General features: G+C 67.2%; 22 protein-coding genes. 9 read left to right on the top strand and 13 right to left on the bottom strand.

From position 1 onward, the window contains the following. Positions 1-7 precede the first annotated feature (7 nt). The 7 genes from P0086_RS08540 to P0086_RS08510 form a co-directional block, all read right to left on the bottom strand. On the bottom strand, positions 8-1003 hold the full coding sequence (locus P0086_RS08540; protein WP_112600551.1) for a Gfo/Idh/MocA family oxidoreductase: 996 nt from the start codon (positions 1001-1003) through the stop codon (positions 8-10). Further along, positions 1000-1881 carry a sugar phosphate isomerase/epimerase family protein gene (locus tag P0086_RS08535; RefSeq protein WP_275784602.1) on the bottom strand — a complete coding sequence of 294 codons (882 nt, stop codon included), beginning with the start codon at positions 1879-1881 and terminating at the stop codon, positions 1000-1002. Before P0086_RS08535 ends, P0086_RS08540 begins: the two co-directional genes overlap by 4 nt. A gap of 21 nt (positions 1882-1902) precedes the next feature. Then, positions 1903-2736, bottom strand: a complete 834-nt coding sequence (locus P0086_RS08530) for a carbohydrate ABC transporter permease (protein ID WP_148188124.1) — start codon at positions 2734-2736, stop codon at positions 1903-1905. Continuing rightward, positions 2733-3656, bottom strand: a complete 924-nt coding sequence (locus P0086_RS08525) for a sugar ABC transporter permease (RefSeq protein WP_112594866.1) — start codon at positions 3654-3656, stop codon at positions 2733-2735. Before P0086_RS08525 ends, P0086_RS08530 begins: the two co-directional genes overlap by 4 nt. 83 nt (positions 3657-3739) lie before the next feature. After that, positions 3740-4936 carry a sugar ABC transporter substrate-binding protein gene (locus tag P0086_RS08520; RefSeq protein ID WP_275784597.1) on the bottom strand — a complete coding sequence of 399 codons (1197 nt, stop codon included), beginning with the start codon at positions 4934-4936 and terminating at the stop codon, positions 3740-3742. A 30-nt stretch (positions 4937-4966) separates the two neighbouring features. Beyond that, positions 4967-5956, bottom strand: a complete 990-nt coding sequence (locus P0086_RS08515) for an alpha/beta hydrolase (RefSeq protein WP_275784594.1) — start codon at positions 5954-5956, stop codon at positions 4967-4969. Next, positions 5953-6609 (bottom strand): GntR family transcriptional regulator, encoded by a 657-nt coding sequence (locus tag P0086_RS08510; RefSeq protein WP_275784591.1) that lies wholly within the window; start codon positions 6607-6609, stop codon positions 5953-5955. Before P0086_RS08510 ends, P0086_RS08515 begins: the two co-directional genes overlap by 4 nt. Before the next feature lie 134 nt (positions 6610-6743). Here P0086_RS08510 and ugpC point away from each other — a divergent pair, with 134 nt between their 5' ends. Both ugpC and P0086_RS08500 read left to right on the top strand, forming a co-directional pair. Then, positions 6744-7820, top strand: coding sequence for a sn-glycerol-3-phosphate ABC transporter ATP-binding protein UgpC (ugpC, locus tag P0086_RS08505; RefSeq protein WP_275784588.1), 1077 nt, complete (start codon positions 6744-6746; stop codon positions 7818-7820). A 156-nt stretch (positions 7821-7976) separates the two neighbouring features. After that, entirely contained in the window at positions 7977-9188 is a 1212-nt protein-coding gene (locus P0086_RS08500; RefSeq protein WP_112594851.1) for an HPP family protein, read from the top strand. A 75-nt stretch (positions 9189-9263) separates the two neighbouring features. Here the strand turns inward: P0086_RS08500 and P0086_RS08495 are convergent, their stop codons facing one another. From P0086_RS08495 to P0086_RS08470, 6 genes are all read right to left on the bottom strand, one after another. Beyond that, positions 9264-9719, bottom strand: a complete 456-nt coding sequence (locus P0086_RS08495; RefSeq protein ID WP_112607025.1) for an RpiB/LacA/LacB family sugar-phosphate isomerase — start codon at positions 9717-9719, stop codon at positions 9264-9266. 10 nt (positions 9720-9729) lie between these two features. Next, complete coding sequence (locus P0086_RS08490) at positions 9730-10500, bottom strand: triose-phosphate isomerase (RefSeq protein ID WP_112594847.1); 771 nt, start codon at positions 10498-10500, stop codon at positions 9730-9732. A 48-nt stretch (positions 10501-10548) separates the two neighbouring features. After that, on the bottom strand, positions 10549-11490 hold the full coding sequence (locus tag P0086_RS08485) for a sugar-binding transcriptional regulator (protein ID WP_112607023.1): 942 nt from the start codon (positions 11488-11490) through the stop codon (positions 10549-10551). A 182-nt stretch (positions 11491-11672) separates the two neighbouring features. Continuing rightward, positions 11673-12605, bottom strand: coding sequence for a TIM barrel protein (locus P0086_RS08480; protein WP_275784583.1), 933 nt, complete (start codon positions 12603-12605; stop codon positions 11673-11675). A gap of 44 nt (positions 12606-12649) precedes the next feature. Next, positions 12650-14161 carry a glycerol-3-phosphate dehydrogenase gene (locus tag P0086_RS08475; protein ID WP_275784580.1) on the bottom strand — a complete coding sequence of 504 codons (1512 nt, stop codon included), beginning with the start codon at positions 14159-14161 and terminating at the stop codon, positions 12650-12652. Positions 14162-14220: 59 nt separating this feature from the next. Beyond that, positions 14221-15771: an FGGY-family carbohydrate kinase gene (locus P0086_RS08470; RefSeq protein WP_275784577.1), complete on the bottom strand. Its 1551-nt coding sequence runs from the start codon at positions 15769-15771 to the stop codon at positions 14221-14223. An 862-nt stretch (positions 15772-16633) separates the two neighbouring features. Between P0086_RS08470 and P0086_RS08465 the strand changes: the two genes are divergently transcribed. The 7 genes from P0086_RS08465 (at position 16634) to P0086_RS08435 (ending at position 25394) form a co-directional block, all read left to right on the top strand. Then, entirely contained in the window at positions 16634-17290 is a 657-nt protein-coding gene (locus P0086_RS08465; protein WP_275784574.1) for a DUF2291 domain-containing protein, read from the top strand. A gap of 2 nt (positions 17291-17292) precedes the next feature. Continuing rightward, complete coding sequence (locus P0086_RS08460; RefSeq protein WP_112594836.1) at positions 17293-18837, top strand: sugar ABC transporter ATP-binding protein; 1545 nt, start codon at positions 17293-17295, stop codon at positions 18835-18837. A 23-nt stretch (positions 18838-18860) separates the two neighbouring features. After that, a complete protein-coding gene (locus P0086_RS08455) occupies positions 18861-19901 on the top strand; it encodes an ABC transporter permease (RefSeq protein WP_112594834.1) in 1041 nt (346 codons plus the stop codon). A 122-nt stretch (positions 19902-20023) separates the two neighbouring features. Further along, complete coding sequence (locus P0086_RS08450) at positions 20024-20971, top strand: D-ribose ABC transporter substrate-binding protein (RefSeq protein WP_112594832.1); 948 nt, start codon at positions 20024-20026, stop codon at positions 20969-20971. 201 nt (positions 20972-21172) lie between these two features. After that, on the top strand, positions 21173-21973 hold the full coding sequence (locus P0086_RS08445; protein ID WP_275785243.1) for a DeoR/GlpR family DNA-binding transcription regulator: 801 nt from the start codon (positions 21173-21175) through the stop codon (positions 21971-21973). A gap of 115 nt (positions 21974-22088) precedes the next feature. Further along, positions 22089-23624, top strand: a complete 1536-nt coding sequence (locus P0086_RS08440) for an FGGY-family carbohydrate kinase (RefSeq protein WP_275784569.1) — start codon at positions 22089-22091, stop codon at positions 23622-23624. Positions 23625-23675: 51 nt separating this feature from the next. Next, entirely contained in the window at positions 23676-25394 is a 1719-nt protein-coding gene (locus P0086_RS08435) for a glycerol-3-phosphate dehydrogenase/oxidase (protein ID WP_275784567.1), read from the top strand. The last annotated feature ends 8 nt before the right edge of the window (positions 25395-25402 follow it).

The following is a 25402-nucleotide window of genomic DNA, read 5'->3' as shown; positions in this document are numbered from 1 at the left end:
GTCGTGCTCAGAGAGCCAGCTCGCGGCGGAGCGTTTCCAGCCGTTCCATCGCCACGACCCCGTCCTCGATGGTGGGGGCTGCGGTCTCCGCGCCGCCGAGCGCCGGGATGACGTCGGCAAGCAGCGAGAAGTAGCCCTTCGGGTCCTCGTTGGCAGCGGCGGTGAAGTTCGGCTTCCAGGTCAGGCTGTCGACGCTGTCGGTGAGGGTCGCCAGCGGATCGTCGACCTTGAACGGCGGATTGCGGTTCCAGCGAACCTCGATGACGTTGTCGACCTCGATGCGCTGGTGGTCGCCCATCAGCTCGATGCGCTCCACGGGCGCGCCGCGCGACTGGATGGTGCCCATCGCGATGGTGCCGATCGCGCCGCATTCGAAATCGAAGTTGATGTGGAACAGCACCTTGCCCGGCTCCTTCTCCACCTTGCGCGCCGAAAGCTTCCTCACCGGCGAGACGAGGAAGGAGACGAGGTCCATGTAGTGGACGCAATGGTGCAGGAAGAAGCCGGTATAGTCCACGTTGCCGACGAAATAGCCGGGCGCCGTCATGTAGTAGCCGGTCAGGCCCAGCACGTCGCCGAAGCGGCCCGAGCGCAGGATATTGGCGGCGATCTTGTTGCCGGCGGAGTAGCGCTTCATGAAGCCGACGAGCAGCGGCTTGCCGGACCTTTCCGATGCCGCAAGCAGCTCGCGGGCGCCGGCGGCGCTGCCCGACGGCGGCTTCTCCATGAACACCGGCAGGCCGCGCTCCAGCGCCATCTTGCCGAAGGCGAGGTGCTGGTCGGGGCCGACCGCCATGCCGACGGCGTCGAGGCCGCGGGTGCCGATCAGTTCCGCCGCGTCGCTCGTGAGCCTCGAGACGCCGAACTGGCGGCCGGCCGAGGCAAGGCGCTTGGCGTCGATGTCGCAGAGCGCGACGAGTTCGACGTCGTGGCGAACGAGCTGGGGCAAGAGCATCTGGGTGGCGTGGATGCCGCACCCGATCCAACCAATCTTCAGTGTCATCGGCGATATTCCGTCAGTGTGATGTGGGACTTGATGAATTCGGCAGAGGCCGCGAGCCGTTCGCTCTCGTCCTCGTGCGGCGGACGCCACTGCGCGAAGGGAACGCCGAAGCGGTCGTCGTTGCGGCGGAACGGTTCGAGCGAGACCGGGCCTTCGTAGCCGATCTCGTGCAGCGCCCGGAAGACGTCGACCCAGTCGGTGGCGCCGGTGCCCGGGAAGCCGCGATGGTTCTCGTTCGCCTGGAAATGGACGACGCGCCGGCCGCCGAGCCGGATCGCCTCGGCGATCGAGGCTTCCTCCATGTGCATGTGGAAGGTGTCGAGCATCAGCTGGACGGCGGGGTGGTCGACGGCGTCCAGGAGCTCGATCGCCTGCTGCGTGGTGCACAGCACGTCGCTCTCGAAGCGGTTCAGCGGCTCGACGGCCAGCACCACGCCGAGTTTCTGCGCATGATCGCCCGCCTCTTTCAGCCCGGCGACGCAGCGCGTCTTCCTGGCGAGGCGCTCCTCTTCCGAAACCGGCTGCGGCGGCCGGCCGGCAAAGACGAGCGGATTGCCGGTCAGCGGCCCGCCGACGATCGTGCAGCCGAGGGCCGCGGCGCAGTCGGCCGCGTATTTCAGGTAGTCGATGCCGGCGCGGTGGGCGACCGGATCGTCGGAGGAGAGGTTGCGCTGCAGGTTGACGCGCGCGGCGAGGACCACGGCGAGCCCTGCATCCTCGAGCGCCTTGCGCGTGTTCTCGAGATCCAGCTCGCCCGGCTCGGGCACCAGCAGCTCCACGAAGTCGTAGCCGAGCTCGCGCATCCGCGAAAACAGCGGGAAGTGCTCGGCCGTGAAGGGCCGCGCATATTGCATGGATATCAACCCGACGGGGTTCATGGTCAGTCCTCTTCTTGAAGTTCAGCCCTTCACCGCACCCTGCGTGAGTCCGCCGATCAGGCGGCGCTGGACGAGAAGGAAAAGGATGGTGGCGGGCATGGCGCCGACAACGGCGCCGGCGGCAAGCAGGCCCCACTCGATCTGGTATTCGCCGATCAGCGTCTGGATGGCGACGGTGACGGGACGGACGTTCCGCCCGCCGAGCGTCAGCGCGTAGAGATATTCGTTCCAGGCGGTGATGAAGATGTAGATGCCGGTGGAGATGATGCCGGGCATGGTCAGCGGCAGGACGACGCGCCACAGCGCCTTGAGCCGCGAGCAGCCGTCGATCATCGCCGCCTCGTCGAGGCTCTTCGGGATGGCGCCGACATAGCTCGTCAGCATCCACACCGCAAACGGGATCGCCACCGTGGCGTTCGCGAGGATGAGCCCGAAATGCGTGTCGAGGATGCCGGCGTTCTTCATCAGCACGAACAGTGGCAGGATCAGGAGCACGACCGGGAACATGTTGATCAGCAGGAACTGCAGCATCAGCAGCTTGCGCCCGGCGAAGCGGAAGCGCGAGAAGGCATAAGCCGCGGTGACGGCGACCGCCAGCCCGAGCACGACCGTGCCGCCGGCGATGATGAGGCTGTCCATCATGTTGCCGAGGAAGGAGGTCTGCTCGAGCAGGCGAACGTAGTTGTCGAGGCTCCAGCCGGCCGGCGAGAGCGAGACGCCGGTCGCGTTCAGTGCTGCGGTCGGCGTCAGCGAGGTCAGGACCATCCAGGCGAACGGCGCCATCGCGAAGAGCACGATGAAGAGAACCGGAAGGTCGGTCGTCAGGATGCGGCGTGCGGTGCCAGGTCTGTTCATCGCTCAACCTCGCGCATGGTACGGGCCAGATAGACGGCGACGATCGCGCCGAGCAGGATGGTGAAGGTCACGGCGATCGCGGTGCCGTAGCCGAAGTCGAGGTTCTGCCGTGCGCGCACGAAGGCGTAGAGCGGCAGCGTGTGGGTCGCATAGCCCGGCCCGCCGCCGGTCATCACGAAGATCACGTCCATCGAATTGGCCACCCAGATGACGCGCAGCAGGCCGGCCGTCGCCAGCACGGGCGCGATCCCCGGCAGGGTGATGTGCACGAACTGGCGCCAGGCGGTGGCGCCGTCGATCGAGGCGGCCTCGTACTGGCTCTTCGGAATGCCCTGCAGGCCGGCGAGGATCATCACCGCGAAGAACGGAAAGCCCTGCCAGGTCAGCGTGGCGATGACGGCATAGAGCGCAAGGTTCGGATCGGCGAGCCACGGCACCGCGCTCCGCACGATCGAGAGATAGATCAGGATGTCGTTGAGCACGCCGGTGTTCGGGTCGTAGATCCAGCGCCACATCAGCGCGATCACGACGCTCGGCAGCGCCCAGGGGATGATGATGAGGGCGCGCGCGAGACCGCGCCAGGGAAATTCGCGGTTCAGCAGAAGGGCGGTGACAAGGCCGAGCCCCATCTGCAGCGGCACCGTCAGGCCGATCCAGATCACCGTGTTCCACAGCGCGGTCCAGAAGACCGGATCGGCGAAGAGCTTCACATAGTTGCCGAAGCCGACGAAGCGGCTGGCATTCGGCTTCCACAGGATGAGGTCGTAGAAGCTGGTCCAGACCGCCTGCACCATCGGCATGAAGACGATGAACACCGTCACCAGCACCGCCGGCGCGAGCAGCATGTAGGGCATCAGCCGCGTGCTCCAGGGCGTCGGGATGGCGGGGTCGGCTGCGGCGGACGAGGTGATCACGGTCATCGGATTTCAGTTCCTTGCCTTTTCGGGCTGGGATGATCCCCCACCCGCCCTGACGCTGCGGGTGGGGGACGAGGTCGGGCTTGCTACTGCGCGAAGAGCCCTTCCAGCTGCTCCATCATCTGCTTGGACGTGATCTGCCCCGTCAGCGCCTGCTGCATGGCCGCCTGCCACGCGGTGTTGACGAACTCGGACGTCGCCGGCGTCTGCGGCAGGACATGGGCGAAGGGCAGCGAATCGACCGTCGCGTCGACGAAGCGGCGTTCATGCAGGTTCCAGTTTTCCGAGCCGCTCTTGGTCACGGTCATCTGGCCGGTCGCCTTGTTGAAGGCGACGTTGTTCTCTCCCTCGGCGAGGAACGAGATCCACTTCCAGGCCGCATCCTTCACCTCGGAGGAGGAGAAGATCGCCAGCGACTCGTCGCCATAGGAGGTCCAGCGGTTGCCGCCGCACTCGGGAACCGGCACCGCCGACACCTTGTCGCCGAGCGCCTTGACCATGTCGTTCGACGAGCCGATGTGATGGATCGTCATCGCCGTCGTGCCGGCCTTGAAGGCGCCGGTGATTTCCTGGAAGCCGTCGTTCGGTGCCGACGGCGGGATGACCTTGTCCTTCTGGAACAGATCGATCAGCCACTGGTTGGCCGCCACCGCCTTGTCGTTGGTCAGGCCGCCGGGCTTCAGCTCGCCGCCCTGCGACAGCACGAAGGCGCCCCACTGGTCCCAGCCGCCCTTGCCGCCGCGCAGGCCGAAGCCGTAGGTCTCCGGCGCCTTGGTCAGCTTGATCGCCGCGTCGCGGAACTCCTCGCAGGTCTTCGGCGGCTGCAGGCCGGCCTGCTCGAACAGGTCGGCGCGATAGTAGAGGTAGAGGACGACGTACTGGATCGGCAGGTAGTATTGCTGCCCGTCCGCGCCCTTGTTCAGCTCGAGCAGGTTGTCGAGCAGGTCGGCCTTGCCGGGCCAGGCGTCGATCCTGTCACCGAGCGGCTCGAGCGCGCCCATCTCGGTCAGGCGCGGCTGGGCGAACAGCTTCACCATGGCCGCGTCCGGCGCGTTGCCGCCGACAAGCGAGGTGTAGAGCGTGTCGTAGTAGCTGTTCCACGGCACGTTCTCCGCCTCGATCGTGATGCCGGGATTGGCCGCCTCGAACTTGGCGACGAGGTCCGCCATCGGGTTTTCCGGATTGTCGAAATGATACCAGAAACGGACCGTCTCGGCGGACGCCGTGGATGCCAGAAGCGTTGCCGCGAGTGCAACGCCCATACTGAATTTCCTGAAGTTCATTGTCGTCTCCTCCTTTGAATTCTTGGCCGGCTAGGCCGTTGCTGCAGCCATCGTCCTTGCTGCGATCCCGGCAGCGGCAAGTGCCTCCCGCGCCGCTGCGAGATCGATCGTGTATTGCAGGAACCCGTGCACCACGCCCGGAACGACCGTGACGGTCTCCTTCCGCCCGAGCGCCTGCAGACGCTGGTGCAATTTCAGTGTGTCGGACAGGAGCGGATCGACCCCACCCGCCATCAGATACAGCGGCGGCAGGGCCATGAGCGCCCCGTCGTCGGCGGCCAGCGGACAGGCGAGCGGGTCGCCGGAGAGATCGGTTCCGGCCGCCGGATACCAGGCCCAGTAGCGCTGCATCCGTGCCCGCGTCAGCCCGGGGCCGTTCTCGAAGGCCCGATAGGATGGCGTCGCAAAATCCAGCGCATAGTTGCCGTAGAACAGCAGCGCGCCGGCGACGGCGGTCGGAACGGCCTGCCGCTGTTCGTGCAGCAGTGCGGCAAGCGCCAGGTTGGCCCCGGCGGAATCGCCGGCGACGATCAGCGGTCCCGCAACGACGCCGGCCGCCTTCGTCGCCGCAAACGCCGCGCGCAGGCAGGCCACGACATCCGTCAGGCCGGCCGGATAGGGGTTCTCGGGCGCCAGCCGGTAGTCGGGGACGAGCACCGGCATGCCGGCCGCAATCGCCAGCAAGCGGGCGCAGCGCTCGTGCGTCTCCGGGCTGCAGAAGGCAAAGCCGCCACCATGGACGTAGAGGATGGCGCCGGCGGCGGCACCCTCCGGCACCAGCACCCGCATCCTGCAGGCGACCGACCCCAATGCGGCGTTCGCCGCGACGCGGCAGTCCGTAGCGATCGCCATCGGCGGCAGCTCGCGGTTCCAGCGGCGATTGTTCTCCTCCGAAAGCGCCCGGCCCTCCGCCGGCGGCAACAGCGTCGGGTCCGGCTGCGGGCCGGCCGATGCCATGCGCTCCATCAGCGCCGCCATCTCCGGCGAGAGCGTGGGATCAAAGGCGTCCGGGCCGGTCATTGGACGAAATCCGGAAAGACGCTCGGACCGAGATCGACGATCGTCGCGATATGGTGGCGGAGGGCCGCGTCGGCGCGCGCCGGATCGCGGCTTTCGATCGCTTCGATGATGACGGCGTGGCGCTGGGCCGTTGCGACGAGATCGCGCGGCAGCGTGCTGCGGGAGATCTTGAAGCGGTGGTTGTGGACGAGGCAGCGATGCAGGATCGGATCGAGCGCCGGCAGGCGCGCATCCTGGAAGATCCGGCGGTGGAAATCGCGGTCGGCGGAGGCGAGTTCCAGCTCGTCGTCCCGCCGTGCGGCGTCCAGCATTTCTTCGAACAACGCCTTCAGGTCGGCGATCAGCGTCCGGCTCGGCGCCTGCACCACGCGCAGGATGCCGTTGCACTCGATCTGCCGGCGCACGCGGAACATCTCCACCGCCTCATCTTCGGTGCATTCGGAGACCTGGGTGCCCTTGTGCCCCTGGCGCAGGACCAGCCCCTCCTCCTGCAATTGCAGCAGCGCCTCGCGGACGGTGCCCTGGCTGCAGCCGAAATGGGCCGCAAGCTCGAGCTCGGTGAGCGCGGCTCCTGCCGGCAGGACGCCGAGCATGATGTCGCGCTTCAGCGCGTTGAAGGCGGCCGCCGATTTGGCGGGCTTCGCAACACTCATGCGGGCACTCGGCCTCGTCGAAAAATAGGACATCGCAGCTTCCACGGAGTTGCCAACCGACGTTTGTATCATTATTGATATTGATATCGATAATGTTGGTCAAGGGCCAACATCGCCTGCCGGAGGAGAAAACCGTGACCGCAATCGCCCTGAGAAAGATCCGCAAGACCTATGGCTCGCTTGCCGTCATCCACGACATCGACATCGATATCGAAAGCGGCGAGTTCCTGGTTCTTGTCGGCCCCTCCGGCTGCGGAAAATCGACGCTTCTGCGCATGATCGCCGGACTGGAGGAGATCTCCGGCGGCATGCTCGACATCGGCGGCAGGGTGGTGAACGCGCTCCCGCCCTCCGAGCGCGATATCGCCATGGTGTTCCAGGACTACGCGCTCTATCCGCACATGAGCGTGCGCGAGAACATGGCCTTCGGCCTGAAGATGCGCGGCACCGGCGAAAAGGCGATCGACGAGCGGGTATCGAAGGCAGCCGACGTCCTCAAGATCGCGCCCTTCCTCGACCGCAGGCCGGCGCAGCTTTCCGGCGGCCAGCGCCAGCGCGTGGCGATGGGCCGGGCGATCGTGCGCGAACCCTCCGCCTTCCTCTTCGACGAGCCGCTCTCCAACCTCGACGCCGCCCTGCGCGTCGAGATGCGCCTGGAGATCGCCAAGCTCCACAACCGTATGAAGGCGACGACCGTCTACGTCACCCACGACCAGGTCGAGGCGATGACGCTCGCCGACCGGATCGTCGTTCTCAACGCCGGCCGGATCGAGCAGATCGGCAAACCGCTGGAACTCTATCACCGGCCGGCGAGCCTCTTCGTTGCGCGCTTCATCGGCAGCCCGACGATGAACACCCTGCCCGCAAAGGTCACGGGCGCCGCCGGCGGCGGGACAGGGCTGTCGGTGGCAGGCAGGCCGATCGCCCTGCCCGCGGCCATCAGGGCCGCCGCCTCCGGGGTGACGCTCGGCATCCGCCCGGAGGACCTCGTCCGCTGTTCGCCGGAGGACGCCTGGTTCACCGGCGACCTCGCCGTCGTCGAACGGCTCGGAAGCCAGACCTACGGCTATGTCGAGATCGGCGAAAGCCGGATGCTCACCGTGGAATTTCCGCGCGATGCCAAGATCAGGGTCGGAGAACGGATCCATGTCCGCGGCAACCCGGCGGGAACCCACATCTTCGACGACGCCACGGGGTTGCGCCTCAACTGAGGGCAGCGATGGCAGGGCGGCGCCATCGCGGACGCGCCGCGCTGCATATTTTTCGAACTTCCTGCACAATTTGGATCAATTTTTCATGCCTATCGGATAGGCAAATGATATCCGATTGACCAAATCCCTGTCGCAGCGCCTTTCCCGCGAGTAGTCATGTCCAAGGCCAGTGCCTTCCTGAAGCGCCTGATCCCCGATATTGCGCCGACCAGCCGGCACGAACGCATCCGATCGACGGCCGGCGCGTTCGTCGGTATTCTCGTAACGGGCCTCGTCAGCACGATGGCCGTCGGGTCCGGCGATGCGAGCCTGCCGCTGCTGATCGCGCCGATGGGGGCCTCGGCGGTCCTGCTCTTCGCCGCCCCGACGAGCCCGCTCGCACAGCCCTGGTCGGTTCTCGGCGGCAATGCGATCGCCGCCTTCATCGGCGTGAGCTGCGCGCTCGCCATCGGCGACCCGGTCATCGCCGCAGCGGTCGCCGTCTCGATCGCCATTGCGACCATGATGATGATGGGCTGCCTTCATCCGCCGAGCGGTGCGGTGGCATTGACGGCCGTTCTCGGCGGCCCGGCGGTCCATGAGGCCGGATACTGGTTCATCCTGACGCCGGTCGGCATCAATTCCGCGCTGATCCTGCTCGTCGCCTTCGCCTTCAACAACGCGACGGGGCGGCGCTATCCGCACCTCGTTCCGGCGGCACCGGCCAATCCGCACCAGACCGCCGATCCGCTGCCCACGCAGCGGCTGGGTGTCGTGCCGGAAGATCTCCAGGCCGTGCTGGCGCAGTATGACGAGGTGGTCGACATCAGCTCCGACGTGCTCGATGAATTGCTGCACCAGGCGCAGATCCGCGCCTACCATCGCCGCTCGGGCGAGATCACCTGCCGCGAGGTCATGTCGCGCGACGTAGCCGTGGTCGCGCCGCACACCTCGTTGCGGGAGGCCTGGCGTCTTCTGCTCGAGCACCGGATCAAGGCGCTGCCGGTCGTGACCGAGGCGGACGGGCTCGTCGGCATCGTCACCCAGACCGATTTCATGCACAATTCCGCGCTGGGCCAGAACGGGCAGTTGCGGTTCGGCTTTGGCGACAAGGTCCGTCTCGTCCTGGGCGGCCGCCCGAAGACGCCGCGCACCGTCGCCGACATCATGACGCGGCGCGTCCAGTCGGCCCTGCCCGAGACGATGATCGCCAAGCTGGTGCCGCCGATGGCCGACATGGGGCTCCATCACATGCCGGTCGTGGACGAGCGCAACCGCGTCGTCGGCATCGTCACCCAGTCGGACCTGATCGCCGCCCTTTTCCAGGGCCGTAGCGAGCAGGCCGCGGAGCCCGCGGAAGACGAAGGCCCCAAGGCCAACGTCGCCTGACCGGCCCGGCAACCGCCGGAACGGTCTTCCCGATGAAGATCCGGCGATGCCCGCGCGGCACCGCCGATCGTCCGCTCAGCGGGCGTTGTACTTGGCGTCGACCGCGTTGATGGCGTCGACATTGCCTGCCGACCGCCCCTTCGCGTCGAAGGTCTGGGCGAGGAAGGCGTCGGCGATCGCCTTGGCCAGTTCGGGCCCGATCACCCGGGCGCCCATGGTGATGATCTGGGCGTTGTTGGACAGCGCCGCCCGCTCCGCCGAATAGGTGTCGTGGGTGAGCGCCGCACGAATGCCCGGGACCTTGTTGGCCGAAATGCAGACCCCGATGCCGGTGCCGCAGACGAGGATCGCCTTGTCGTAGGTACCGTCGATCACCCCGGTCGCCACGCGATCGGAAAGGTCGGCGTAGAAGGCATCGGGACCGGCATCCGTGCGCGAGACCTCGTGCACCTCGAAACGGTCCTTCAGGTGGTCGGCGAGGACCTTGGCGAGGCCTTCGCCCGCGCTGTCTCCGGCTACTGCAAGCTTCATGATGTTCTCCTTAGAGTTTGGCGGCGCATTTGCCGAGAATGTCGAGATAGCCTTCGACATTCCAGGCGGAGCGCCCGATGAAGAGACCGTCGATGTGCGGGCAGGCGATCAGCTCCTCGCAATTGCCCGGGTTGACCGAACCGCCGTAGAGGCAGGGGATCTTGCGGCCGAGTACCTCTTCGGCGACGGCGATGATTTCCGCATGACGGGCATCGGCATAGTCCGAGGTCGCCGGAATGCCCTTTTCGCCGATGGCCCAGACGGGCTCGTAGGCGAGCAGGATCTCGGCCTTCTTCTGCTCCGCCGACAGCTTCGACAGCGCGCCGCGCACCTGCCGTGCGAGAACCTCGGCGGCCCGGCCGCCCTCGCGCTCCTCCAGCGTCTCGCCGATGCAGATCAGCGGAACGAGCCCGTGACGGACGGCGGCCTCGGTCTTCAGCCCCACCGTCTCGTCGGTCTCGCCGAAATGCTCGCGGCGCTCGGAATGCCCGAGCTCGACGATATCGAGATGGCAGTCCTTGAGCATCACCGGCGAGACCTCGCCGGTCCAGGCGCCCTGGTCCGCCCAGTGCATGTTCTGCGCGCCGACCTTCACCGACGTCTCGGCGAGCATCGCCTTGACTTCCCGCACCGCGGTGAACGGAGGGATGACGAAACGCTGGATCCGCCGGTCGCGTGCGCCATCGGCGGCGCGCAGCCCCTCTGCGAACAGCCGCGCCTCGGCGAGCGTCTTGTTCATCTTCCAGCTGGTGCCGATCCAGAATTGCGGTGCAGTCGTCATCATCAAGTCCCTTGTTGAGGCAGCGCCCGGCGCCGCCCGGGTTGTTTCTCATTCCGTTTCGAGAAGGGCGCGGGCCGTGCGTTCGTCCGTGATCAGGCCATGCAGGCGGCGGCTGTTGAGCACGGCCCGGATCGCCTTGACCTTGACCAGCCCGCCGGCGAGCGCCACCAGCCGGTCCGTCTTCGATCGCGGAAAGGAGGCGGCGAGCGTGCGCGCCGTCAGCGCGGTATCGAGGATGCGGCCACGGGCGTCGAAGAAATAGCCGAGGATTTCGCCGACGCCGCCGGCAGCGGCGATCTCCTCGATCTCGCGGGCCTCGATCATGCCCGACTGGACGAGCTGCGCCTCGGCATCGACCGTTCCCATGCCGACGAATTTCAGGTCGGTGTTGTTGGCCATCTCGAACACCTCTCGGACGCCGCGCTGCGCCAGCAGCACCTCGCGATCGTCGGCCGTGTTGGCGAAGAACGGCACCGGCATCACATAGGCCTGTGTCCCGGTCTTCTCGGCGATGCGGTGCATCACGTCATAGGGATTGGCCGTGTAGTTGCGCGTCAGGCCGCCGAGCAGCGAGACGAAATGCAGGTCCTTCGCGTTCAGCCGCTGCATGTGGTGCACGGCCGCCGACAGCGTCCGCCCGTGCCCGAGCCCGATCACCCGGTTCTCGCCGCGCTCGATCTCGCGCTTGAGGAAACCGGCGCCGGCCTGGCCGAGCGCCCTGAGCGGAATGCCGTCCTCGCCGAGATCGGGAGCCACCTCGCAGGTGGCGAGCCCGAACCGTTCGGCGAGCTTCATCTCCAGGTCGACGCATTCGATGATGTCGCCATCGATCGTCACCTTCACGACCCCGTCCGCCACGGCGCGCGCGATCATCCGGTGCGTCTTCACCGACGGCAGGCCGAGCCGGCGGGCGACCTCCGCCTGGGTCATACCGGCCACGTAGTGCAGCCAGGCCGCGCGCACGGCGAGTGATTCGTCTGCATCCGTCATGGGTCGCTACCGACTTCCTTCTCCACCAAAGCTCAGATCCATGCTCTTCCACGCCCCTCCGGGCCCGGCCCTCGCACCGCTTCGCCGAAGCGGTTGATAGGATTGTTCGGCCCCGCCCGTCGATCAAAAAACAGCGGCGCATCTGAAAAATGCGCGTTGCCCGTCGGGCCGCGCCGTGCCGCCTAGACCTTCAGCCCGGCCGCGCCGGTATCGATGTGCGGCGCCCAGAACGCGACGCTCTCGGCGATCTGCGCGATCACCTGGCGGTCGTTCGGCTCGCGCTCCTTGAACGACAGTTCCAGGCAGATCTCGTTGTCGACGGCGCCGCCCTCTGCAAAGGCAGCCAGCAGCGGCTCCGGCTGGATGCGGCCCTTCGCATTGAACTCCGCGGTGAACGGGCGATGCCCGCCCTTGTCCATCAGGCTCTGCTTGATGTGGATGATCGGCGAGACCTTCGGCACCGCGCGTGCCCAGGCATAGGGGTCGAAGTCGTCGGGATCGGCGGACGTCACGTCGCCGTGGTCGATGTCGGCCATCATCCACATCGGGATCGCCATCTGTGCCGCCGTCAGCCGCTCCTGCAGGCGCAGGCATGCGGCGATCGTCTCGCCGAATTCGCGCCCGACGCTCATCGGCTCCCAGAACACATAGGAGAGTCCGGCCGCCCTGCCGTGTTCGGCGACCTCCGCCCAGCAGTCGATGGCGATCCTGATCAGCTCCTCGCGCCGGGCGGGATCGTCGAAGTCCTTGTAGGTGAAGATGGCGAACTGGGTGCCGACCGACGTGCCGCCGAGGTCGGCAGTGATGTCGGCGAAGGTCTTGAACCAGTCGATATAGTAGCGGCGGACGTCGCGGTCCGGATGGCCGAAATGGTTGAGCCGGCCATAGGGGCCGGTCATGCCCGAGGTCACCCGCACGCCGGTGCGCTGCAGGGCGGCATCCATCTGGCGCGTCAGCCGGCGGATCACCGGTGCCGGCCAGCTCGGATTGATGAATTCGTGCGTCAGCTGCAGGTCGCGCAGCCTGAGGTCGCGCGCCACCGTCTCGATCAGGTCGTCGGGATCGGCGAACCGGTTGACGAGCGGGTTGGTGTTCAGCGAAAGCGTCAAGGCCATGGGGTTCTCCTGTCGGTCGGCGGGCGGGGCGTCAGGCGCGGCCCCTAGGCGGCCTGCGCGATCTCGGCCTCGAACCACGCCGCAAAATCGGCCCTCTGCTGCTCGCTCATGTGCAGGCCCTCCTTGGTGCGGCGGACCAGGATGTCGTCGGCCCGGCGCGCCCATTCGTTGGCGACCAGATAGCGGACCTCGGCCTCGTAGAGACTGGCGCCGAAGTGGCGGCCGAGCCCGGCAAGCGACGTCGCGCCGCCGACCACCTTGCCGGTGCGCGCGCCGTAGAGGCGGCCGTAGTGATGGACCAGCCGGCGCGGCATCCAGGGATAGCGCTCGCGCAGCGTCTCGGAGAAGGACACGTAGTCGGCATCGGGGATCTCGCCGCCCGGCAGCGTCGCCGACGCCGTCCAGTCCGCACCCATCTGCGGGAAGAACTTCGCCAGCCGCTGCAGCGCATGCTCGGACAGCTTGCGGAAGGTGGTGATCTTGCCGCCGAAGACGTTGAGCAGCGGCGCGCCGCCGGTCTCGTCGAGATCGAACACGTAGTCGCGGGTGACGGCGGAGGGATTGCCCTTGCCGTCGTCGAACAGCGGGCGGACGCCGGAGAAGCTCTCGAGCACGTCGGAGCGGCGCAGCTTCTCCTTGAAGTAGCGGTTGACGGCGGACAGCAGGTAGTCGATCTCGCCCTCGTCGGCCCTCACCTCTTCCGGCGGCCCCTCATAGGGGATGTCGGTGGTGCCGATCAGCGCCTTGTCGCCCTCGTAGGGGTTGATGAAGATCACCCGCTTGTCGTGGTTCTGGACGAGATAGGCCTGCTGCCCGCTCCAGAACTTCGGCACGATGATGTGGCTGCCCTTGACGAGGCGGACGTTGCGACGGCTGTTGGAGCCGGCGACGCGGCCGACGACGTCGTTGACCCATGGGCCGGCCGCATTGACGACGGCCTTCGCGCGGGCGGTGCGGACCTCGCCCGTCGCCTGATCGCGCAGTTGCACGATCCAGGCGCCGCCGTCGCGCTTGGCGCTGAAACAGGCCGTGCGGGTGAGCACGGTGGCCCCCTTCTCGGCGGCGTCGAGCGCGTTGAGCACGACCAGGCGGGCGTCGTCCACCCAGCAGTCCGAATACTCGAAGCCCTTGGTGTACTGGTCGAGGATCGGCGCGCCTTCGGGGTCGCGTGCAAGATCGAGGGTGCGGGTGCCGGGCAGGCGCTTGCGGCCGCCGAGGTGGTCGTAGAGGAACAGGCCGAGCCGGACCAGCCAGGCCGGGCGGTCGTTCGGACTGTGCGGCAGCACGAAGCGCATCGGCCAGATGATGTGGCTCGCCGAGTTCAACAGCACCTCGCGCTCGATCAGCGCCTCGCGGACGAGACGGAACTCGTAGTATTCGAGATAGCGCAGGCCGCCGTGGACGAGCTTGCCGGAGCGCGACGACGTGCCCTCCGCCAGGTCGTCCTTTTCGCAGAGGAGGACCGACAGGCCACGACCGGCCGCGTCGCGGGCGATCCCGGCACCGTTGATGCCGCCGCCGATGACGACCAGATCGAAAGTGTTGTTCTCTGCCATTTTCTGCTCCTTCGGATGCCGTCCGGCACCCCGTGTCGTTCCGGGCGACGGCCCGATGGCTACCGTCCCGCCAGCGCGTCCCAGACCGGAACCAGTCCGGACCGGGCCTGGCGGTAGGCGCCGTAGAGGTGATCGATGCGGTTTGCCTGCTCCGGATCCGGCGGCTCGGGACGTCCGAGGAGCGGCGTCACCCATTCGGCGATGCAGTCGTCCATCGACCGGTAGGCGCCGATGGCGACGGCAGCCATCATCGCCACGCCGGCCGCGCCCGCCTCCTCCCGCTCGGAGACGCAGAGCGGTGCGTTGACGGAGGCCGACAGCACGCTGCGCAGGGCAGCCGAGCGCGCAGCCCCGCCGGTCAGCCGCAGTTCGCCCGGCATGTCGCCCATCGCCGCATAGCAATCGCGGGTCGCAAGCCCGAGGCCCTCGACCACGGCGCGCACCAGATCGGCGAAGCGGTGACGGGTGGACAGGCCGATGAAGCCCGCCCGCGCATCGGCATTGACGAAGGGGCCCCGCTCGCCGGCCTCGGAGATATAGGGGTGGTAGAGCACCGATCCGGGGGTGCTGGCGCCGAACCAATCGTCGATGCGCGGAATGAGATCGGACAGGCTGGTCGGGCGACCGCCCTCCGAGATCAGGTCGGCGGCGAGCTGCAGCACCCAGTCGATGTTGATGGTGGCGCTCATGTTGGTCTGCACCTGGGTGACGATGCCCGGGATCGGCAGCGCGATGACGTAGCCGGTGCCTTCGGCATTCAGCTGCACGTCCGCGACCGCCTTGGCGCGCATGTGCACGCCGGTCGAGCCGATCGTCGAACAGGCGGCATTCTCGCCGCCCGAGCGCACGCCGGCGCCGAGAGCCGTCATCACCATGTCGACATAGCCGAGGCACACCGGCGTTCCGGCGAGCAGCCCCGAGGCTTCCGCCGCAGCGGCCGTCAGCGGATGCGTCGTCTCCGTCCCGTCGATGATCTCCGGCAGGAGCGAACGCCGGTGGCAAAGGCCGAGCGCCTCGATGACGGTGTCGTCATAGCGGCGGTTGCGGAAGTTGCCGAAGGTGAAGCTCGCCTCGGAGGGATCGGTGGCGCGGATGCCGGTCAGGTTCAGGTAGAGCCAGTCCTTGCAGTGCAGCGCCACCTCGGCGCGGCCGATCAGTTCGGGTGCGTGGCGATCCATGTGGGCCAGCTGCGTGCCCTGCTGGCAGGTGTTGAGGCCGGTGCCGGTCGCCTCGAAACGCGCGCGGTTGAGGGGACCCGCGGCGAGCGTGCGCACCGTCGACGCCGCGCGCGCGTCCAGCCACAGCCAGGCATCGCCCACCGGCGCGTTGCCGGCGCCGACGAGCCACGTACCGTCGCCCTGGCCGGTCACGGCGATGGCGGCCGTCCGCCGCGCCAGATCGGGAACCTTCTCGCCGAGCCCGCGGAGCGCCGTCAGGCAGTCCTGCCAGGTCTGGGCCAGCGATTGCGTGGCCGCGCCGTCGTCGGCCATGGAATAGTTGTTGCGGGCCGATGCCACGGCGAGCTGCCTGCCGCCGGTCTCGAAGGCGACCGCCTTGATGACCGACGTCCCGGCATCGATGCCGATGATCACCCGGCTACCCTCAGCCATGGAGAAGCCCCCTCCCGGCGCAGGGATCGGATGAGGGCGCGCAGGCGCTCGTCAGGTTCATGGTCAAGTCCTCCCTGCCCGCTCGCCCGCCGGACGGCAGGCGCAGGGCGCATTCAGCGTCGATGCGCCCGTCCCGCGCACCTCCATCGGCCGGAGCCCGAAGGCATGTCGACATTTTCGTCGGCCACTTTCTTATATCACAAAGATATCACCATCAACGTAATATTTTGCTGGCGCCGTAATTTTTTTCATATAAGATGGATCTCAGTTTCCGGCAGAGGCAATCCCTGCCGCGGCGCCGGGTTGGGAGCACGCTGGCTACGGGACTGCGAACCAGGGAAGGACAAGACGCACGCGTTACGAGGTGATAGGTACGTATTTTCAATATGTTGCATACGTCATCCGCAGATGAAGCGCGCCCTGTCGGGCGGATGCGGAACGGGACTGCGACAGGAAATACGTGCTGCGGATGCATATTTCGCTGCACCGCAAGAGCCGCTGACGGGATCGGAGTAACGGAGGACGCCTGATAGGGGGCGGGTCTCTGGCTCGATAGATTTTAACATTGATGGCGGCATTGATATCATATTGATATCACCTGTTGCCGAACCGGGAGGCCGCGTCGCGGCCGACTGTCGGGCGAGTGGAGGAAGCAGCGCGCCCGCAATCACAGGAGGAGGCAGTTCCATGTCCATCGCCATCATCCGGGCCCCTGCCCGCAGCAGCGCCGCTTGCGCTGCCCTCAGCCGCTTGTCCTGACATTGCCCGGCCTGCATGCCGCCGCGGCCGATATCCGCCCATCCGGTTCGGTATCGACCGCGCGCGGCCGATCGTCGGCATTCCCCCATGAAGGTCTTCTGAAATGAGCACATCGACCGAGACAACCACCCGCAAATCGACGCGCTTCTCGCCGACGCTTCTCGCAAGCGTCGCGGCCGCCGTCGTGGTGCTGGGCGCCATCGCCCTCGACACGACGGTCGTCCGGATCGGGTCGGAGAACGATGTGCGCCAGCAGGGCTTTTCGGCGGTGACCTATGGCGCCGACGAGTTCCCGAAGGTGAAGGCCAATGTCGAGGAGCGCGCCGCGCCGGCCGTCGAGGTCGCGAACGCGATCGCCGCCGACAAGACCGCCGCCGGTGAGAAATACGGCGTGGCCACCAGCATCGGACCCGTCATTCCCGTGTCGTTCACGGCGACCGTGGGCGAGCGCAAGTCCAACTATCACACCGTGACGATCGACGGCCTTCCGGCCGAGCTGGTCGTTCGCGTCCAGACAGGCCCGGCGGTGAACGGCACGGACCTGCGCGATGCGACCGGTACGATCGAGTTCGGCCAGTTCAAGAACCAGATCGAGTACCAGGACGCCGGCTCGGCCCTGAACAACGAGATGAAGAAGGCCGTCCTGGCCGGCATCGACGTCGCGAACCTCACCGGCAAGACCGTGGAGGTCACGGGCGTCTTCAAGCTCGTCAACCCGAAGAGCTGGCTGGTCACGCCGGTGAAGCTGGAAGTGAAATGAGCATGAGCCAGGTTTCCCCCTCCGTCGACGATCCGCGCGAGGTCGTGCTCGCGGCCCGCAACATCGCCAAGTCCTACGGCAGCGTCCACGCGCTGAAGGGCGTCAATTTCGACGTCCACCGCGGCCAGGTCACCACGCTGTTCGGCGAGAACGGCGCCGGCAAGTCGACGCTGATGAAGATCCTCTCCGGCGTCGTCCAGCCCTCCTCCGGCGAGATCATCCTCGACGGCCAGCCGGTCAGCTTCTCGTCCGCCTCGGACGCCCGCGACCGCGGCATCTCGATCATCCACCAGGAACTGAGCCTGGCGCCGAACATGAACGTGCGCGACAACATCTTCATGGGGCGCGAGATCACCACGCCGACCGGTGTCGATTTCGCCGAGGAGGAGCGGCAGACCCGCGCGCTGATGGCGGAACTCGAGGAGGACATCGATCCGCTGACGCTGGTCGAAGACCTGCGGCTCGGCCAGCAGCAGATCGTCGAGATCGCCCGGGCACTGTCGGTCAATTCGCGCATCCTGATCATGGACGAGCCGACCTCGGCGCTGAGCGCCACCGAAGTCGAGGTGCTCTTCAAGGTGATCCGCGACCTCAACAGCAAGGGCGTGTCGATCGTCTACATCTCCCACCACCTGGAAGAAGCCCTGCAGATCACCAACCATGCCGTGGTGCTGCGCGACGGCAACATGACCGCCTTCGCCCGGCGCAAGGACATCGACCTCGAATGGATCGTCCGCAACATGGTGGGCGACAATTTCGACCTCGGCTCGCCGCCGGAAGACCACCGGATGGGCGACGTCGCGCTCGCCGTCGAAGGGCTTACCGTGCCCGATCCCGCGGGCGCCGACTATTCGGTCGTCGACCGGCTGTCGCTGAACGTCAGGGCCGGCGAGATCGTCTGCATCTACGGTCTGATGGGCGCGGGGCGCACCGAACTCCTCGAATGCGTCGCCGGTCGCCTCAAGGCTTCGAGCGGCCGGGTGCTGCTCGAGGGCGAGGACGTCTCCCACCTCAGCATCGCCGACCGCATCGCGCTCGGCCTGGTGCTGGTCCCCGAAGACCGCCAGCGCGACGGCCTGGTCCAGACGATGACGGTCGGCCGCAACCTCTCGCTCGCCAGCATCGGCAGCTTCACCAGGGGCCTGTTCACCTCGCGCAGCAACGAAGGCGTGCTCGTCGATGGTGCGATCCGCAAGGTGCACATCAAGACCGACGGCGGCGGCGCTGCGATCGGATCGCTCTCCGGCGGCAACCAGCAGAAGGTGGTCATCGGCAAGATGCTCGCCACCAATCCGAAGGTGATCCTTCTGGACGAGCCCAGCCGCGGCATCGACATCGGCGCCAAGGCCGAGGTGTTCAAGCTTCTGGCGGAACGCGCCAGGCAGGGCCTCGCCGTCCTCTATTCCACCTCCGAGGTCGGCGAATGCCTCAGCATCGCCCACCGCATCATCGTCATGCACCGCGGACGGATCTCCGCCGAGTTCGGGTCGAATGTCACGAAAGAGAAGATCATGGCCGCTTCGGGCGAGGCCGTGGTCGCTCACTAGACGGAAATCATGGAGCACTGATCATGTCAGTCACAAGCACAACCGACAAGAAATCCGTCTCGAACGGCACCAAGCGCAAGACCAGCATCGTCCAGTTGCTCCTGGAAGGACGCGCCTTCTTCGCGCTGATCGCGATCATCGTGGTCTTCTCGCTGCTGTCGCCCTACTATCTTTCGGTCGAGAACTTCCTGATCATGTCCTCGCACGTCGCGATCTTCGGGTTGCTGGCGATCGGCATGCTGCTCGTCATCCTCAACGGCGGCATCGACCTGTCGGTCGGCTCGACGCTCGGTCTCGCCGGCGTCGTCGCCGGTTTCCTGATGCAGGGCGTGCAGCTGGAGCCGCTGGGCGTGATCCTCTATCCGCCGGTCTGGGCCGTGGTCGTCCTGACCTGCGCGCTCGGCGCCTTCGTCGGCGCCGTCAACGGCGTGCTGATCGCCTATCTCAGGGTACCCGCCTTCGTCGCGACCCTCGGCGTCCTCTATTGCGCCCGCGGCGTCGCGCTCCTGATGACCAACGGCCTGACCTACAACAACCTCAGCGGCCGCCCCGAGCTCGGCAACACCGGCTTCGACTGGCTGGGCTTCAACCGCCTGGCCGGCATCCCGATCGGCGTGCTGGTGCTGGCTGCGCTCGCCATCATCTGCGCCGTCGTCCTGAACCGCACCGCCTTCGGCCGCTGGCTCTATGCGTCGGGCGGCAACGAACGCGCCGCCGAGCTGTCAGGTGTTCCGGTCAAGCGCGTGAAGATCATCGTCTACGTCCTTTCCGGCATCTGCGCGGCCATCGCGGGCCTGGTGCTCTCCTCGCAGCTGACCTCGGCCGGCCCGACCGCAGGCACCACCTACGAGCTGACGGCGATCGCCGCCGTCGTCATCGGCGGCGCGGCGCTCACCGGCGGCCGCGGCACGATCCAGGGCACCATGCTCGGCGCCTTCGTCATCGGCTTCCTGTCCGACGGCCTCGTCATCATCGGCGTCTCGTCCTACTGGCAGACCGTCTTCACCGGGGCCGTCATCGTGCTCGCCGTCCTCCTCAACAGCATCCAGTACAGCCGCCGCTAGGGGCCGGCCGGAAGGAGCAACCAACTTGTCCACGACGGCCCACCCGGCCCTGAGGGCCAGCCGATTGCGGAAAGCAACGCCGGGCGACCGGCATCACCATCCTGATTGAAAGGGAGAGAGACATGTTCAAGAAGGGAATGCGTATCCTGTTTGCCGCCGTCGCTGCGGCTCCGCTGCTGGCCAGCACCGCCTGGGCGGAAGGGCTGATGACGATCATCGTCAACGATCCGTCCAACCCCTATTGGTACACCGAGGGCGAGGTCGCCAAGGCGACGGCCGAGAAGATGGGTTACACGGCCTCGGTCAGCGCGCACAAGGGCGACACCAACACCGAGAGCAACCTGATCGACACCGCGATCACCAACAAGTCGGTCGCGATCATCCTCGATCCGGCGAACGCCGACGGCTCCGTCGGTGCGGTGAAGAAGGCCGTCGCCGCCGGCATCCCCGTCTTCCTCGTCAATGCCGAGATCAACCAGGAAGGCCTCGCCAAGGCGCAGCTCGTCTCCAACAACGCCCAGGGCGCCGCCCTCGGCGCCACCCAGTGGGTCGAAAGCGTCGGCCAGGAAGGCAATTACGTCGAGCTGTTCGGCGCCCCGTCCGACAACAACGCCGCCACCCGCTCGAACGGCTACGAGACCGTGCTGACCCAGTACCCGGATCTCGTCAAGGCCGCCCGCGAAGTGGCCGACTGGGACCGCACCAAGGGCCACGCCAAGATGCAGTCCATGCTGCAGGCCAACCCCGACATCATCGGCGTCATCAGCGGCAACGACGAAATGGCGCTCGGCGCGATCGCCGCGCTGAAGGAAGCCGGCAAGCTTTCCGGCATCAAGGTCGGCGGCTTCGACGGCTCCCCCGACGCCGTGGCCGCGATCAAGGCCGGCGAACTGCAGTACACCGTCCTCCAGCCGGTTGCCGTCTTCTCCGAGGAAGCCGTCAAGCAGGCCGACAGCTTCATCAAGACGGGCGCCACCGGCGCCAAGAGCGAGAAGCAGCTGTTCGATTGCCTGCTGATCACCAAGGACAACGTCGACAAGTACACCGCGCCGTTCGTCCTGTCGGAGTGATGCCATCCCGGAGGGGCGCCGCCGGGCGCCCCTCTTTCATCGCCGGCGACAGGTCCGTGCCTCGGCCTGTCGGAGGGGCTTGCAAAAGCCGGCGGCATGCGGATCTTCGAGCAAGGCCTGGATGCCAGGTTGCAGTCCCAGACGAATGGCGGAACGACCGTGACCAGGAAAGCGAATGTCGAGCAGCTTCTATCGGAACCGATGCCGAGCGACAGCCGGCACGCCCGGCAACTGGTGCGCCGGCAGCTGATCGCCGAGACGGTCATGGCCGAGGGATCGCTGCGCATCGAGGATCTCACCGAACGCTTCGGCATCAGCCTGATGACGGCGCATCGCGATGTCGACGATCTCGTCAGCCGCGGCATCTTCCGCAAGTCGCGCGGCATCGTCTCGGCGGCGCCGACCAGCCTGATCGAGTCCAGCGACGTCTACCGCGCCAACCGCCAGGCCACGCAGAAGAAGCACCTCGCCGAGGCGGCGATGCACTTCGTCGAACCCGGCCAGTCGATCTTTCTCGACGATTCGACGACGGTGCTGCAGATGACGGTCCACCTGCCGGCCAAGGTGCCGCTGACGGCGATCACCAATTCCCTGAACGTCATGAACGCGCTGAGAGGCGTGCGCGACCTGACGCTGCTCGGCCTCGGCGGTCAGTTCTACAACTGGTGCAATGCGTTCATGGGCCACATGACGGTCCACGAGATCCGCCGGCTGCGGGCCGACATCGCATTCATGTCGATGTCCGCCATCACCGACGACATCGCCTTCCACCAGTCGGCGGAGATGGTGGAGACCAAGCGGGCGATGTTCGAATGCGCCGCAAGGCGGATCCTGGTCGCCGACCACACCAAGTTCGAGCGCCGCGCCCTGCACGCCTTCGCCGCCCTTTCGGAGTTCGACGCCGTCATCGTCGACGAGGATACGCCGGTCGAGCATCTGGACCGGCTGCAGTCGAAGGGCGTCAACGTGGTGGTTGCCGGATCCGGTGCGGCCCGTCCCTGACGGGCGGACTGTGGAATGGCGCCGCTGCAATTGAAATCAATCCTCGCGCCCCCGAACCGGGTCGCCGCAGGACGAGAGATAGAAGCGGACCCTGGCGTCCGCCCGGAGTTTGCCCATGCCAAGCATCCTCGGCATCGACAGCGGCCTGACCGTCACCAAGGCCGCGCTCTTCGACATTGACGGGACGCCGATCGCCGTTGCGCGCCGCCGGGTCTCGCAATCGATCCCCCGGCCCCGCCATGTCGAGCGCGACATGGACGAGTTGTGGACCGCAACGGCCGAGGCGATCGCCGAGGCGATCCGCATCAGCGGCCGGCCGGCCTCCGACATCCGGGCGATCGCCGCGACGGCGCACGGGGACGGGGTCTATCTGCTCGATGATCAGGCCAGACCACTCGGTCCGGCGATGCTGTCGCTCGACAGTCGCGCCGGCGCGATCGTGGACCGATGGAACGAGGACGGCACCGCGCAGCAGGCGATCACGCTGACGGGACAGGCGCCGCACGTCTCCGCGCCCGCCGCCCTGCTCGCCTGGGTCCGCGACAACGAGCCGGCGCGGTTTACAAAGATCGCGCACGTGCTGAGCTGCAAGGACTGGCTGCGCTTCTGCCTGACGAACACGATCGGCGCGGACCGGACCGAGGCCAGCACATCCTTCACCGACGTCCGCACGCAGGACTATTCGGACGCAGCGCTCCGGCTCTACGGCCTGCAGGCCATCGGGGATGCGCTGCCGCCGGTGTCCCGCTCCGACGAAGTCGTCGGCCATGTGACGGCGGAGGTGGCGCGACGCACCGGTCTTGCCGAGGGCACGCCGGTGACGGCCGGCCTGCACGACGTCACCGCCTCGGCGCTTGGGGTCGGCGGCCACAAGGCCGGGCTCGTCGCGATCATCGCCGGCACCTACTCGATCAACGAGACCGTCTCCTTCGAGCCGCGCGTCGACGGCCGCTGGTTCTGCCGCAACGGCATCGTGCCTGGCCAATGGCACAACATGGCCATCTCGCCGGCCTCGACCGCCAACTACGACTGGTTCCTCGACAAACTCTGCGCCGCGGAATTCGCGCGTGCGGAGGCCTCCGGCCAGTCGATCCATTCCCTGCTTGCCCCGGAAATCGAGGCGGCCTTCGCCCGTCCGTCGACGGCCCTGTTTCATCCCTTTCTGTTCGGCTCGCCTTACGGAGCGGCCGCCAGCGCCGGCTTTGCGGGCCTCGGCGGCTGGCATGGCCGCGGCGACATGCTGCGGGCCGTCCTCGAGGGCATCGCGATGAACCACCGTATCCATGTCGATGCGCTGCGCGACGGCTTCGCCTTCGACGAGGCGCGGCTGACGGGCGGGATCTCCCGCAATCCGGCGATCGCACAGATGTTTGCCGACGTGCTCGGCCTGCCGGTGACCGTCACCGACACGGACGAGTCCGCTGCCTGGGGCGCGGCCCTGTGCGCCGGCGCCGGCGTCGGGCTGTTTGCCGACCACCAGAGCGACCCGCGCGATCTGGCGAAGATCTCCAGGACCTGCCGGCCCGACCCCGTCCGCAGCCGCCACTACGAGGAGCGCTATGGCCTGTTCTGCGACATCGCCGCGGCGATGACGCCGCTCTGGCCGCGCATCTCGAAGCTTGCCGCTTCCGACGGCCCCTCGCCCGGCTGAGGCTTCGCACGCCCCGCCCCGAAACGACGCCTGAAACCTGGAATGCCCGAAATGACCGATACCGCCGACGACATGGATCTCCGCCTCTCGAGACTGGCCGAGGGAGGCGCCGACGTCGTCATCCTCGGCGCCGGCGTCAATGGCGCCGGACTGTTCCGCGACCTCTGCCTGCAGGGCGTCAACTGCCTGATCGTCGACAAGGCCGACTTCGGCTCCGGCACGAGCGCGGCCCCCTCCCGCCTCATCCACGGCGGGCTGAAGTATCTCGAGACCGGCGAATTCGGGCTGGTGGCGCAGTCGACGCTGGAGCGGAACCTGTTGCTGGAGAACGCGCCGCATTGCGTCGAGCCGCTGCCGACCTTCATCCCCGTCTTCTCCTGGACGCGCGGCATCTGGGCGGCGCTCCGCACCCTCTTCGGCTCGACCACCGCGCCGCGCAGCCGCGGCGCCGTGCTCGTCAAGATCGGTCTGGCGCTCTACGACTTCTACGGTTCGCGCAACCAGATGATGCCGCGCCACCGGCTGCTCCTGCGCGGGCGCGCCCTGCGCGAGATGCCGACCGTGACGCCCGCGATCGTGGCCGGCGGCATCTATTACGACGCCAAGATCAGCCGGCCGGAGCGACTCGTCTACGAACTGGTCGCCGACGGGCTTGCCGCGAACCCGAAGGCCGCGGCGCTGAACTTCACCACGCTCCTGTCCTCCGAAGGCGGCAGCCTGACCTTCGAGCGCCCGGGCGGCCACAGGTTTTCGGTCAAGCCGCAACTCGTCGTCAATGCCGCCGGCCCCTGGATCGACCGCGTGAACGCGACGCTCGGGGTCCCCTCGCGCCTGATCGGCGGCACCAAGGGATCGCACATCCTGCTCGACCATCCGGAACTGGTGAAAAGCCTGAACGGCCACATGATCTATTTCGAGGCGGACGACGGGCGGATCTGCCTCGTCTACGACTATCTCGGCCTGGCGCTGGTCGGATCGACCGACATTCCGTCCGACGATCCCGACAACGTCCGCTGCGAGGAGCCCGAGACGGCCTATTTCCTGGAAAGCCTGACCTCGCTCCTGCCCGCCCTGTCCTTCCGGCCCGAACAGGTCGTCTACAGCTACAGCGGCATCCGCCCCCTGCCCGCCTCCGACGCCTCCACGCCCGGCCTCATCAGCCGGGATCACTCCGCCCCCGTCCGGGAACCGGAGAACGGCCGGCCGTTCCCGATCATCTCGCTCGTCGGCGGCAAATGGACGACGTTCCGCGGCTTTGCGGAGGAGGTTGCCGACACCGTCCTGAAGCGCCTGCAACGCGCGCGGACGACCTCGACCCGCAAGCTCGCGATCGGCGGCGGAAAGAGCTTTCCGTCCACCCCCGCGGCCCGCGCGGAATGGATACGGAAGGTCGCGCTTCAGACCGGGCAGCCGGCCGAAAGGGTCGAGGAACTGCTCGCCCGCTACGGCACGACGGCGCTGGCCGTGCTGTCGCACCCATCCTCCCACTCCGATCGCGAGCGCCTGCCGGATGCGACCGGATACAGCCTGGCCGAGATCGACTGGATCGCGCGCAACGAACGCGTCGTGCATCTGGGCGACGTCGTGTTCCGGAGAACGACGCTGGCGATCCTCGGTGCGCTGACATCCGCGGATCTCACGACGATCGCCGGCGTCGCGGCCGCAGCGCTGGGATGGAGCCCCGAACGCAGGGCCGCCGAACTCGCCGACGTCCTGCAGGCGCTCGAGCGCTTTCACGGGCTGAAGCTGGAGCTGGACCCGGCCGCCTGAGCGATCAC

It is taken from the genome of Mycoplana sp. MJR14 (assembly GCF_029210525.1).
In the GTDB taxonomy this organism is placed as follows: Bacteria; Pseudomonadota; Alphaproteobacteria; order Rhizobiales; family Rhizobiaceae; genus Mycoplana.
Note: the sequence above shows the minus strand (reverse complement) of the source record. Positions and strands in the feature narration are given on the sequence as shown.